The 12,055-nt window shown below is 59.5% G+C and carries 14 protein-coding genes, 1 tRNA gene and 2 pseudogenes; 11 read left to right on the top strand and 6 right to left on the bottom strand.

Annotation, left to right across the window (positions count from 1 at the left end; translation table 11 throughout):
• From EOC06_RS21300 to EOC06_RS40260, 3 genes are all read left to right on the top strand, one after another.
• On the top strand, window positions 1-474 hold a 474-nt coding region (locus EOC06_RS21300), incomplete at its 5' end, for a TetR/AcrR family transcriptional regulator (RefSeq protein ID WP_128308714.1).
• 125 nt (window positions 475-599) lie between these two features.
• A complete protein-coding gene (locus tag EOC06_RS21295) occupies window positions 600-1,169 on the top strand; it encodes a DUF2569 family protein (RefSeq protein WP_128308713.1) in 570 nt (189 codons plus the stop codon).
• 61 nt (window positions 1,170-1,230) lie between these two features.
• A complete protein-coding gene (locus EOC06_RS40260; RefSeq protein ID WP_164898676.1) occupies window positions 1,231-1,413 on the top strand; it encodes a hypothetical protein in 183 nt (60 codons plus the stop codon).
• A 204-nt stretch (window positions 1,414-1,617) separates the two neighbouring features.
• Here the strand turns inward: EOC06_RS40260 and EOC06_RS21280 are convergent, their stop codons facing one another.
• From EOC06_RS21280 to EOC06_RS21260, 3 genes are all read right to left on the bottom strand, one after another.
• Window positions 1,618-1,917, bottom strand: a complete 300-nt coding sequence (locus EOC06_RS21280) for a DUF1236 domain-containing protein (RefSeq protein WP_127330750.1) — start codon at window positions 1,915-1,917, stop codon at window positions 1,618-1,620.
• 1,308 nt (window positions 1,918-3,225) lie between these two features.
• Window positions 3,226-3,930, bottom strand: coding sequence for a Crp/Fnr family transcriptional regulator (locus tag EOC06_RS21265; RefSeq protein WP_128308712.1), 705 nt, complete (start codon window positions 3,928-3,930; stop codon window positions 3,226-3,228).
• A 759-nt stretch (window positions 3,931-4,689) separates the two neighbouring features.
• Window positions 4,690-5,073, bottom strand: coding sequence for a hypothetical protein (locus EOC06_RS21260; RefSeq protein ID WP_128308711.1), 384 nt, complete (start codon window positions 5,071-5,073; stop codon window positions 4,690-4,692).
• 203 nt (window positions 5,074-5,276) lie between these two features.
• Here EOC06_RS21260 and EOC06_RS43050 point away from each other — a divergent pair.
• Window positions 5,277-5,495: pseudogene (locus EOC06_RS43050) on the top strand (hypothetical protein); the annotation flags it as partial.
• A gap of 95 nt (window positions 5,496-5,590) precedes the next feature.
• Here EOC06_RS43050 and EOC06_RS21250 read toward each other — a convergent pair.
• Window positions 5,591-5,851: a hypothetical protein gene (locus EOC06_RS21250; protein WP_128308710.1), complete on the bottom strand. Its 261-nt coding sequence runs from the start codon at window positions 5,849-5,851 to the stop codon at window positions 5,591-5,593.
• 142 nt (window positions 5,852-5,993) lie between these two features.
• Here EOC06_RS21250 and EOC06_RS21245 point away from each other — a divergent pair, with 142 nt between their 5' ends.
• Complete coding sequence (locus tag EOC06_RS21245) at window positions 5,994-6,695, top strand: outer membrane protein (protein WP_164762727.1); 702 nt, start codon at window positions 5,994-5,996, stop codon at window positions 6,693-6,695.
• Window positions 6,696-6,912: 217 nt separating this feature from the next.
• On the opposite strand, the gene EOC06_RS21240 is transcribed toward EOC06_RS21245, so the two are convergent.
• A tRNA-Thr gene (locus tag EOC06_RS21240) sits at window positions 6,913-6,988 on the bottom strand.
• Window positions 6,989-7,143: 155 nt separating this feature from the next.
• On the opposite strand from EOC06_RS21240, the gene EOC06_RS21235 reads away from it, so the two are divergent.
• From EOC06_RS21235 to EOC06_RS21220, 4 genes are all read left to right on the top strand, one after another.
• The gene (locus EOC06_RS21235; RefSeq protein ID WP_127268088.1) at window positions 7,144-7,311 is read left to right on the top strand and encodes a hypothetical protein; all 168 of its coding nucleotides are present in this window, start codon (window positions 7,144-7,146) and stop codon (window positions 7,309-7,311) included.
• Window positions 7,312-7,535: 224 nt separating this feature from the next.
• Window positions 7,536-7,757 carry a hypothetical protein gene (locus EOC06_RS21230; RefSeq protein WP_127330740.1) on the top strand — a complete coding sequence of 74 codons (222 nt, stop codon included), beginning with the start codon at window positions 7,536-7,538 and terminating at the stop codon, window positions 7,755-7,757.
• A 465-nt stretch (window positions 7,758-8,222) separates the two neighbouring features.
• Window positions 8,223-8,528: a BA14K family protein gene (locus EOC06_RS21225; RefSeq protein ID WP_127268086.1), complete on the top strand. Its 306-nt coding sequence runs from the start codon at window positions 8,223-8,225 to the stop codon at window positions 8,526-8,528.
• Window positions 8,529-8,710: 182 nt separating this feature from the next.
• Window positions 8,711-9,070, top strand: a complete 360-nt coding sequence (locus tag EOC06_RS21220; RefSeq protein ID WP_127268085.1) for a hypothetical protein — start codon at window positions 8,711-8,713, stop codon at window positions 9,068-9,070.
• Here EOC06_RS21220 and bhcR read toward each other — a convergent pair whose 3' ends face one another.
• Window positions 9,071-9,892 (bottom strand): HTH-type transcriptional regulator BhcR, encoded by an 822-nt coding sequence (bhcR, locus tag EOC06_RS21215; protein WP_128308709.1) that lies wholly within the window; start codon window positions 9,890-9,892, stop codon window positions 9,071-9,073.
• Between the two features lie 213 nt (window positions 9,893-10,105).
• On the opposite strand from bhcR, the gene gcl reads away from it, so the two are divergent.
• Window positions 10,106-11,887, top strand: a complete 1,782-nt coding sequence (gene gcl / locus EOC06_RS21210) for a glyoxylate carboligase (RefSeq protein ID WP_128308708.1) — start codon at window positions 10,106-10,108, stop codon at window positions 11,885-11,887.
• 10 nt (window positions 11,888-11,897) lie between these two features.
• A pseudogene (locus EOC06_RS43045) lies at window positions 11,898-12,055 on the top strand (hydroxypyruvate isomerase); the annotation flags it as partial.

The following is a 12,055-nucleotide window of genomic DNA, read 5'->3' as shown; positions in this document are numbered from 1 at the left end:
ATCTACAACTACTACGAGAACAAGGGCGACATCCTCGGCGCCATCGTCTCGCTGGAGGTCAACGAGGTGCTGAATGCCGGGCAAGGCGTCGTCGCCAAGCCGCCGGCCAATGTCGGCGACGCGCTGGACACGCTGGTCGGCATCTATATCGAGCACTCGCTGCACTATCTCAGCAAGGAGATGTGGCGGCAAGCGATGGCGATCTCGACGCAACTGCCCGACAGCCCGTTCGGCCAGGCCTACACCGCACTCGACCGCGCCCTGACCGAACAGATCCGCGCCCTGATCGCCCGGCTGCAGGAGATTGGCCTGGTGCGCCAGGACATCGACGGTGCAGCGCTCGGCGAACTGATCTTCAACAACATGAACATGATGTTCATCGAATTCGTGAAGCGTGACGCGGCCAAGATACCGGAACTGCGCGCGGCGATACGGAGGCAGAATAGGATATTGGTGGCGGCGATTGTGGTGTGAGACGTCAGGAGCAGGCAGGAGAAAGCGTCGCTTCCGCATAGACCTGGTTTCAGACGCGGGTCGCCTCTTGAGTTGCGTTTGAAATCTGGTACAACCTAGGAGGGCATAAATAGGGGGAGGGGTAAATGGGGACGTTTTCAGTCTGGCATTGGGCGATCTTGCTGCTGTTGATCGGCGTGCCTGTTTTCCTTGCCGTTCGATCAGCCGCGAAGCCGTCACAGAATCCTGAGGCTCTTGTGGGCTTCGGCGGCTGGCTGATGCTGCTGGCTATCGGTCAGGCAGTGTCACCATTGCGGACGCTTGCCGACTTCGCCAATTCGACCGACGGCTACCAGCAACTCATGACCCTCTCAAATGGGCCGCTGGCGGTGTATGGCGAGGTTGCCCTTAATCTGGCGTTTCTGGCGCTTCAGCTGGTTGTGCTCGTTTCGATGCTGCGGCGTAGCCGCCGCTTTCCGCAAGTGTTTCTGCTCCAGTGGCTGGCGATTCCCGTCGTGTTTATCCTGGACACGATCTGGGTTGCCTCAGTTCTGGGCGTTCCGGTGAGCCTGGTGCTCGCAGGCGATGCGCTGGTGGCCCCCATAGTCTCGTTTGTGGTGACAGGGCTCTGGGTCGCCTACGTCTACAAGTCTGTCAGGGTGCGGAACACGTTCACCAGGATTGGGGCATCCGCCCAGGTTGCGAGCGCGTCATAGAAGGCAGCCCAATTTGGGATATTTTGGAGCATCGGGGCTCGACGAACTGATCTTCAATGACATGATGTTCATCGAGTTCGTGAAGCGCGACGCGGCGAAGATACCCGGAGCTGCGCGCGGCGATCCGCAGGCAGAACTGGATTTTGGCGGCGGCGATCAGGGTGTGACCTCGTGCACCACTATGTCGTCATCGAACCTGGAATGGCCAAATCCCGAGCCGATTGACCGCAACTGTCGTCCGTGACGGCTGCGAGCTTTTGGAAGGTCTTCATTTCGACTTCGTTTATAGGTGCTGCCCGCGCTTTCGCCTGGAGATCAGCCAGGCGCGCCACGAGGGCTTGCGACGTCTCGACTTCAGGGCTCATCATTTTCATTGTCCGATTCACTGGCGATTTGACGAGCACAACCCGCCGCCATCCCTGCCGGCGGGCGTGGCCGGTTTGAAGTTTCAGTCGTAGACTTTCACAATCTTGCGTGTGCTCGGGTCCACCAGAACCGTTCGGTTGTCGACCACAGTATAGCGGTATTTGACGTTGGGGACCTCGTGGAGCTCGACCGTGTCTGGCAGAGCCGTGCCGACGTTCAGCTCCACCCCCGGAAGCTTCACAGAAGCCAAGGGTTGCTTCTTCACGTATTCGCGCACGACGGTGTCCTGTTCCTGTGTGATAACCACATCCTGTGCCGCAACCGCGCCGACGCTGGCCAGCAGCAAGAGCGCCGCAGCGGCGCTGCTTAGGTGCATCCCCATTGTTTTCCTCCTCTTTTAATGTGGCGGCAGCACGATCGGCTGCGCGCGAACTACCCGAACACGTCGCCAGGCCAAACGTTCCTCATACGGGCTTCTGTCGGAATCTCCGTAGGACCAAAGTCTGATTGGGAAACGCAATGGTCTTACCCGCTGGGAGTAGGCGGAACGGCTTAGGCCTGAAGGTTGTTGTCTCTGCAAACGCGGAGAGAAACAGTGGAAAAAAGTGTCGGTCAGGCGCGATGGTTGCTCGCACCGATTTTGGCAACAGCCATCACTTTCCTGGTGATGGGGATGGTCCTTGGCTGACATGACGTGGATCGGCGCGGCTACGTCCCTTCCTGCGCTGATAGGACCCGTGAGCCGCTTTCGGCGGCTGGCGGGTCCTGTATTTCACCGTGCGCTGGGCTGCTCATTCGGCAGCGAGCGCTTTCTAGCTCATGCACCTTGGGAGGTTTATTATGGATCGGCGATCCTTCTTGACCGCAATGTTTGGTGTTGCCGGGGCAGCGGCCCTTGCAAGCGCTGTCCGCCCAATCGAGGCAATGGCGGGTGTTCCAGGAGCCGGACACGGCATCCTCGACGAACTTGAGACGCCACAAACAGAGGCCTTTGACGAAGATTCACAGGCAGAAGTGCAGCAGGTCTACCATCGGGACTGGCACCACCGTCCTCACCGCCGCCGCCGGCGAGGCTGGAGACGGGTTTGCCGCAGTTACTGGCGGCATGGTCGCCGTCGCGTCCGGTGCTACCGCCGGCGTGGTCCTTCGGTCGTCCTTCGATTTTAACTAGTTTTCCGCCTTGGCCCGTTCCGGCTCACGCGCCGAGAACGGGCCGGTTGGGATCTTTTTGGTGAACGGTAACAATGACATTGGTCCAGAGATTGAATGCGAGTGGCAGCGCAAACCAACCGGGAAATGACAACGACCATGCCGCGGGGTTTGCGGACGCCGTCTCGTTGCCGGACGAGGAAAACATTGCCGACCTTGTCAGGCGAACGGAGCGCATGGCCATTTTGGTGGTTCTAGGAATGGGCGGCTGGTTGATGTTAGTGCCCGCTATTTACCTTGTACTGACCCACGGGATATGAACGACTTTCGGTGTCGCGGTAGCTGACTGCAGCATGTCAGCGGAAGCTAACGCAACATCCATGCGCGTCCAAAGTTGGATTGCGGGAGCATCGCATCGCGGCTTCCGCACCCCGTTTCCTGTATCGGCAATATGGGGACGGGCTGTTTTGCTGGCGCGAGGCACAAGTGTCTGGAACCACCTATTATAGTGGTCCACGTCCGGCATGCTGGGAAGGCGCTCTCATCCAACCAGCCGCGCATACTCGGCCTCCGGTTTGCCGTAGGTGCCGTTTGCGCAAGCCGCAAGGCCGCTGCGGTCCCTGATATGCACTTCGCCTCGTCGAGAATAGATGAAACCGCGCCCTTCCAGCACTTGCAGTCCAACGGTAACCCCTGGGCGTCTTGCTCCAAGCATGACGGCGAGAAACTCGTGGGTGATCGCAAGGCGTTCGCCGTGGACCCGATCGTCACACATTAGAAGCCAGCGCGCCAACCGCTCTTCAAGGTTTGATTTTGCGTTGATCAGGGCCGTATAGCTGGTCTGGATGTGGAAGTAGTGGACATAGCGCAACAGGAACAGGCGCAACGTTGGGCTGTTCGCAAGAGCCTCCTTGAAGGGCTCGGCTCCGATCCTTAAAGCGCTGCCGGGCGACTGAATGTAACATTGATGCGCCGCATAGTCAGCGCCCATCACGAGCGCGGCACCGGTCATTCCCTCAAAGCCGACAAGACCTACCTCGGCCTCCTTACCTGAAGCCGCCGCGACCACGGAGGCAATGCCGTCTTCCAGGAAGTAAACCGTCTCGATCTCCGAATCGGCTTTCTCTAACGTCATTCTCAGCTCGAGGTCACACAGTTCAAGGTGTGGCTGCAAAAGCCCCAGGTCACCAGGGTTAAGCCGACGCAACAATTGGTTTTTATAGGAAGCGTTCTTTGGATTGGTCATAGCTCAATCCCGCTTGGGGCAAGAGCTTTCCAATCTCCCTGCCGTCCGCGCCCGTAAACACGTGCAGACGATTTAGAGAAGATACGCCCTCTGGCGCGCGATTGACAGTGAAATGCGACCTGATGCACGGCGTCCCCCAGCCGCCGAATTACAAAACAGGGGTGTGCAAAGTTAAAGGGTTGGAATCGTACAGAACTCTGCTTCGTACGAATCCGACAATTGGTGATCGCTGCCAACGTCGAGGTAGAGCGAGGAGAGGGCGGCCGTAAGCTTGGGCTCCCCTAGGAACAGCGAAGAGTGAATTGGCTGGTTTCCACGACCACTACCAGCAGATGCGCCTCCTGCATGAGGTGCTGTTAAGGCGGTGCGGGAAGTCACCGGGTATGAAGTCGCGTTCATCCGGTGGAACACATTACTGGGCCGGTGCCTCCTACGGCGGGGTAGACCGACTGCAAGGCGACGGCTGTGCCCCATAACGGGTCAAAAAGTTTGGCATCTAAATTGCTCTGACAGGCATGGGGTGGGCGAGAGCCCGTCGCTTCGCAAATGGAGCGGCGGGTCTACTCTACCTGCGGCTGTCGAATGGCACAGCAGCAGGATGTACCCGCTTTTCAGCAGAGGCTAACGGAACATCCGTGCGCGTCCAAAGTTGGATTGCAGGAAGCGCCGCATGCCGGCTTCCGCAGCCCGTTTCGTGTCACCGGCAATGTGGGCGGGACGGGCTGTTTTGCGTCGGTACGCGATTTATCCAAGCGGTGACTACTTATGGGTAATCCAGTCCAACAAGCCTGCGTCAACCTGCTTGCACCCGACATATTCGCGGACCAAGCTTTCAGCCAGGTGGCACCATTCACACTCAGGAACGCCTGTTTCCCGGACCAGGTTTCGAAATGCAGAGCGGAGAATGTCGGCATCGAAGGCCGAGACGGCAACAGGACCTGGGTCCGGATCTTCCCAACCTCGGGCCAGGTCATCGCGGTGACGTTGGCGAAGGCGCTTGAGCAGTTCGCGCGAGGCCTCGATTGCGCGTCGGGAGTGGTCCATGCCGTGGCGGAATGAGGCAGTTCCGGCCAGGGAATGGTGCCGCAACCGAAAGCTGGTTTCTATAGCCGCGCGTGCGACTTCTATATGCGTTTCAACCATCGCGGCCTCCCTTCCTGCGAAAGGATCTATTTACTCTCTTCTCACGCGTGACCCAAGAAGGATTCAACGTACGGTTTGGTACGCAAGGGCGCGCACGTGGGATCGAATCGCGGCGGCGCGTTGGGGCGTGGACCGTGCTTTACATGCCGTGGGGAATATAGGAATATTATCCTCTGGTGGGGCGACTCTTAAAAGGTGTCGCAATGGCTCGGTCAAAACCTTCAAAGCGATTATCGCAGGCTGAAATCGAGCGCTTTCTCGTGGCGGCGGAAGCGCTGCACCTGAGCATCATCAAGCCGTTCATATCGCCGCATTGCGACCACTACAGACAGACGCGCGTCTTGCATGAGGTGCTGTTAAGGGCGGTGCGGGAAGTCACCGGGAAGGATGCTACGTTCATCCGGTGGAATTTGACCGGGCCGGCACAACAAGGGCCGGAGCCCCCGGCAGAAGAGCCCATAGCATGGTCCGGAACGGACGAAGGGCCTGAGCCGCGAACTATTTGCGATCCAGGCCCCTAGCCGTCGGGTTCGTGGCGACATTGCGCCCGCGCAAGACCGTTCGCAAGCTGGACCTTGGTCTTGCCATTCCTGCGGAGGGCGTCAACCATCAGCGATGGGCTGAACAGTTGGAACTTCATCGCGATGCCGACGCGGAAATCGTGCGTCTGAAGCGGGTGTTCGAGCGTGCATCCGCCGCCGCAATATTCAAGCGACTTCTGCCCGCCACTGCCGTGAATGGAGCGGCGGGCTTTATTTGGATTTGTGGTATCGTTCAAAATTGCGTCGCTACGCGCCTTGGAGCCGCAGTTTCCGTCCCGGTTACTGTCGCACGGCAAGGTAGCTGTGTGGTATTTTTACACTAGCCGGATGTCGGTGCGGTAACTACCCAAGAGTCTGCTCAAGCACTGGGGGTGCGCTTTGAAATTTTATCTCGCGACGTTGGTTTCTATCCTTGCACTGACCGCAGGCGCTAATGCTGCCGATGCGGTTGTGGAAGAAGTCCCTGCAGCTGTCGAGGTGAATGCATTCACCTGGAGCGGATTCTACGCCGGTGTCCACGGTGGTTACGGTTGGGCAGACAGCGACATTAACGTTCTTTCCGGCGGATTGAACCATACCTCGGAGGCTGATCTTGACGGGTTTCTGGTCGGCGTGCACGCCGGCGCCCAGCATCAGTTCGGCAACAATATTGTTCTGGGTGTTGAGTTTGACGTCGACTACCGAGATGGCGATGGCACCGGAGAGACATTTGCCGGCGCATTCGCCTTTCCTGGATTTTCCTCGCAGGTCGAATACAACTGGACTGGTTCGGCGAGGCTTCGCGCCGGCTATGCAATGGACCGGTGGCTCCCTTACGTGACCGGCGGTTTGGCTTTTGCCGACTTCGACGCGGCTAGTCTTTTCAACGGCGCAGAGATCAGATCCTACAGTGATACCTCGGTCGGCTGGACAGCTGGTTTGGGTACTGAATATGCCTTTACCGATAATCTGATTTTCAGGGCCGAGTATCGCTACAGCGATTTCGGCAACTCAGATGGTTTCCTGCTGCTTCTACCAACCGCAGGGGATCTCGATCTCACGAGCCATGACATAAATCTCGGTGTTAGCTACAAGTTCTGACCGGCATTTCCGGTCCACTTAACCCCGGCCTTCGTGCCGGGGTTTTTGTTCCCCCCGCGTCCGGACAGCCTCGTCACGGCTATCAAACATTCAATTTGTCTAAAATGGTCCGGAACCTAAGGGGCGGGTATTCCGGCTGGTAAGCCAAAATTTTAAGGTGGACTAAGCGATGGACGGAACTTCACGTTCATCAATCAAGGAATTGAAAATAGTTATCTGGTGCCCCCGGACGGAATCGAACCGCCGACCTTCGGTTTACAAAACCGCTGCTCTACCAGCTGAGCTACAAGGGCACGGCGCTCCGGTTAGCATATTTGTTGCGCCAGTAAAGACAAAACTCCGTTTTTCCCCGGCATGCCACATGGCCCGTCGACTAGGGCATCCTGAAAAGCGCTAGATCGCTTCCTACATCTAGGGGAGGTGCAATCGCTTTGCGCAGGGGTGTGGCATGATCAGATTAGTCATCATTCTCCCGATCATCTTCGTGGCCTGGATGCTGCTGGTGAAGATCATCAGCGATGTGAAGAAGGCCAATGTCGACTGGACCGGCGTCACCACCATAATCGGCTTCATCGCGCTGGCGTTCTGGCTGCGCCATGTCACGGGGATGGGGTGAGAGAGAGCGAATAGTGAGTAGCGAATAGCGAATAGGCAACGGCAACGTAGCGATTGGTAAGTGGCGTTCCTGCCTTTTCCTACTCGCTATTCGCTATTCACTATTCGCTCGGGCCAAAGGCCCCACAAAAAATCTCTTCGACCTATCGAACCTTTTGCCGCGCCGCGCCGACTGATGGTTAGAGGCGAATGGGTCGCCTCGATCAAAAGATCCAGGAGATCATCATGTTCAAGCGCACTCTTACCTCAGGCCTCGTCGCCATCTTCGTCGCCACCGGCGCGCTCGCCGGCACTGTCGGCACGTCGTCAGCCCACGGCATGCACGGCCATCATCACCACCACAACCACAAACATCACAAGAAGCACTTCAAGAAGTTCTGGTGGAAGCACTACAACCACCACCACAACCATCACCACAGGCACGGCAGGGTGATCATTTTCCTTTGATGGAGGGACCCAATTCCCCAAAAGGGCGGCTTTCGGCCGCCCTTTTTGCGTTCGGCGATCACTTTGTGAAGTGGGGGCGGCAAAGCTGCCGATCTCCCCCCTTGCGGACCCTTTGCGGGGAGATGTCCGGCAGGACAGAGGGGGTGTGACAGATCACCGGCTTCCCCATGAACTTTCTCTATTTTGTCCGTGCGGTTGCCTCGCCCTGATTGGTTGACAAGCTGGCGGGACAGCACCCCCTCTGCCCTGCCGGGCATCTCCCCGCAAGGGGACCGCAAGGGGGGAGATCAGCCGCATCAACGTCTTCGCCAAGCTCTCGCAAGGTCGCCGTCAGCATGGCCTCGATCCATCCGATTTCCCGGATCCCAGAAGATCGACAAAAGATTCGAACCTTTTTCCTGGCTGCAACGACAGATGATCAAGAGGCGGATGGATCGCCTCGGTCAACGAAGCAAGGAGATCGTCATGTTCAAGAACACACTCGTTTCCGGCCTTATCGCCACCGCCGTCGCCGCCGCCACGCTGGCCGGCACCGTGCAGCCTTCGGCCGCTCACAGCCATCACCACAATCACGGTCTCGGTATCGGCATTGCCGCCGGCGTCGGCGGCTTTGTCCTCGGCAGCCTGCTCGCCCAGCCGCGCACCGTCTATGTCGACGAAGGCGGCGGCTCGTGGCATGTCCGCCGCTGCTACGATCGTTACGCCAGCTACGACGCGGACTCCGATACCTATCTCGGCCGCGACGGATACCGCCACTACTGCCGTCTTTAGAGGGGAGGACCGTTTCAGCAACAGAGGGGCCCATGCGAGCCCCTCTTCTGCTGTCTGGATGGTAGCGGTGCGTGCTCCACCGGCCGATACAGCGCAGAAAGGATTGGCCTGGGCGGCAGACCGGGCGGTGTACAGAGATTTGCCGAGCGTCTATTCTGACCGCGAAACGCGGGGAGAGACCTTTGGACGAGCAGGACCCCAGAGAAGACCTGGTCGAAACGGTTTTCCGCAACGGCACCGTCACCGCCGTCGGCATCCTGCTGGCGTTTTCGCTGGGCTTCATCACGCATTGGGCCGCCAACCCGATCCCGTGGCAGACCTACCATCTTGTCGCCGTCCTGCCGATCCTGGCCGGCATTGCCTTGCAGATGCGGGCGCTCTCGCTGCTGCTCGACACGAAATGCCTGCAGCGGCGCATCTATGAACGTGCCAACCGCATCTTCATGGCCGGCCTGATATTCACCGCCTGCGGCGTCGGCATGGCCATCCTTCTCGATTTCTTTGATATCGCGACCAGGAGCGCGCTGCCCGGGACGGGCTGATCAGCTGGCTCGCACGCCGCCGATCATCCTGGTCACCTCGGCGGCGGCATCGCGCACCAGCGGGCCGATCTCGGCCAACCGCTCCGGCGTCACCCGCACCGTTGGTCCCGACACCGAAACGCCGCCGATCGGCTCGCCGAATTCGTTGAAGATGGCGGCTGCCACGCAGCGCATGCCGGGGTGCCGCTCCTCGTCGTCGACCGACCAGCCGCGCAGCTTGATCCGCGCCAGATCGTGGGCAAGCGCCGAAATGTCTGAAAGTGTCCTGTCGGTGAAGCGCTGCAGGCCTGCCTTGCGCAGGATGGTTCCGACGCGCTCCGGCTCGAGATGGGCCAGCACCGCCTTGCCGATGCCGGACGCATGGAAGGGACTGCGTGTGCCCGGACGGAAGAAGGCGCGGATCGCCTGATGCGTCTCGACCTGGCTGACGAAGACCACGCAATCGTCCTCGGCGACGCCGAGATTGGCGGTCTCGCCGGTTCTTTCCATCAGCTCTTGCATGACGACACGCGCGCGGTCGACCAGCTTGCGGCGGCGCAGGAAGGCCGCGCCCATGCGGTAGGTCTCGACGCCGATCGACCACAGTTGGTCTGATGTGTCGAATTCGACCATGCCGTGGTTTTGCAGCGTCGTCAGCATGCGGTAGGCGGTGGAGGCGGCAAGGCCGCTTTGTGCCGATATCTCGCTCAGCGACAGGCCGCTGCCTTCCGCGACAATGGCCAGGATGCGCAGTGCCCTGTCGAGCGACTGCACCGAACTGGCCTCCGAGGGCCCGTTGAAAGCGCGCGGCCGGCCGCGCTGGCGTTTTTCGGTGGTTTCCATGACGCCATTCTCGGTCTTTTCGCCAAATTCGCAATGAAAAAGTTTTTCACTATGATCGCTACCCGAGTTCTTGGAAAACGGAAAACCAAATAAAATCAGAAGTCTGATGCTGTTTTCTAAAAATGAAAAAATATTCTGAAAAAATTGAAAAATATCCGGCGTGCTGACATCCTTGGCCAATCCAACAATGACAAACCCCGTGGAGGGCTGGAAATGGCCAGGATGCGCGCTGTCGATGCCGCGGTTCTCGTTCTCGAAAAGGAAGGCATTTCCTGCGCTTTCGGCGTGCCGGGCGCGGCGATCAATCCGTTCTATTCGGCGCTGAAGACCAGGGGAACGATCCGCCACGTGCTAGCCCGTCACGTCGAGGGCGCCTCGCACATGGCGGAAGGTTTTACCCGCGCCAAGGCAGGCAATATCGGCCTGTGCATCGGCACCTCGGGTCCGGCCGGCACCGACATGATCACCGGGCTCTATTCGGCTGCCGCGGATTCCATTCCGATCCTGTGCATCACCGGGCAGGCGCCGCGGGCGCGGCTGAACAAGGAGGATTTCCAGGCCGTCGACATATCAGCCATTGCGGCGCCCGTCGCCAAATGGGCGGTCACCGTCATGGAGCCCTATCTCGTTCCCATGGCGCTGCAGAAGGCATTTCACCTGATGCGCTCGTCGCGGCCCGGCCCGGTGCTGATCGACCTGCCGGTCGACGTGCAACTGGCCGAAATCGAATTCGACATCGATGCCTATGAGCCGCTGACGCCGTTCAAGCCGGCCATGACGCGCGCCCAGGCCGAAAAGGCGTTGACCATGCTCAACGCGGCCGAAAAGCCGCTGATCGTCGCCGGCGGCGGCATCATAAACGCCGATGCGTCGGACCTGCTGATCGAATTCGCCGAGATTTCGGGCGTGCCGGTCATCCCGACCTTGATGGGCTGGGGCGCGATCCCCGACGACCACCGGCTGATGGCCGGCATGTGCGGGCTGCAGACCTCGCACCGCTATGGCAATGCGACGATGCTGGAAGCCGACTTCGTCTTCGGCATCGGCAACCGCTGGGCCAACCGCCACACCGGCTCCGTGGATGTCTACACCAAGGGCAAAAAATTCATCCATGTCGACATCGAGCCAACGCAGATCGGCCGTGTCTTCGCGCCGGATCTCGGTGTCGTTTCGGATGCGGGCGCGGCGCTGAAGATGCTGCTCGACGTCGCCACCGAATGGAAGACATCAGGCAGACTGCGCGACTGGTCCGGCTGGGCGAAGGAATGCCAGGCCCGCAAGAAGGCGATGAAGCGCAAGACGCATTTCGACCAGGTGCCGCTGAAGCCGCAGCGTGTCTATGAGGAGATGAACAAGGCGTTCGGCCGCGACGTCACCTATGTCACCACGATCGGCCTGTCGCAGATCGCCGGCGCGCAGTTCCTGCATGTCTACAAGCCGCGCAACTGGATTAATTGTGGCCAGGCCGGCCCGCTCGGCTGGACCTTGCCGGCAGCCCTTGGCGTTCGCGCCGCCGACCCGGACCGCACCATCGTGGCGCTGTCGGGCGACTATGATTTCCAGTTCATGATCGAGGAACTGGCGGTCGGCGCACAGCACAAATTGCCCTATCTGCATGTTGTCGTGAACAACGCCTATCTCGGCCTGATCCGCCAGGCGCAGCGCGGCTTTTCGATGGACTTCGAGGTCGACCTCGCCTTCGAGAACATCAACCGGTCAGGCGATCCCGAGGCCGGCTACGGCGTCGATCACGTTGCCGTCGCCGAGGCGATGGGCTGCAAGGCGGTCAGGGTGCGCAAGCCGGAAGAATTCGCCGGAGCTTTCAAGGAGGCGCAGCGGCTGATGAAAGAGCACCGGGTTCCGGTCGTGCTCGAATTCATCCTCGAACGCGTCACCAACATCTCGATGGGCATCGAGATCGACAAGATCACCGAATTCGAGGAGCTTGCCGAAAGCCACGAGGATGCCCCGACAGCGATCGTGATGTTGGATTAGGAGAAAAAGAATGCCGCGTTTTTCAGCCAATCTGTCGATGCTCTTTGGCGAGCATGAGTTCCTCGACCGTTTCGATGCCGCCGCCCGCGCGGGGTTCAAGGGCGTCGAATATATCGGCCCCTATGACCATGCGCCCGATGTCGTCGCCGCCCGGCTGAAGAAGAACGG

Origin of the sequence: Mesorhizobium sp. M7A.F.Ca.MR.362.00.0.0 (assembly GCF_004023175.1) — a bacterium.
In the GTDB taxonomy this organism is placed as follows: Bacteria; Pseudomonadota; Alphaproteobacteria; order Rhizobiales; family Rhizobiaceae; genus Mesorhizobium.
The sequence above is the reverse complement of the archived record's forward strand: the minus strand, read 5'-3'. Positions and strand labels throughout refer to the sequence as shown.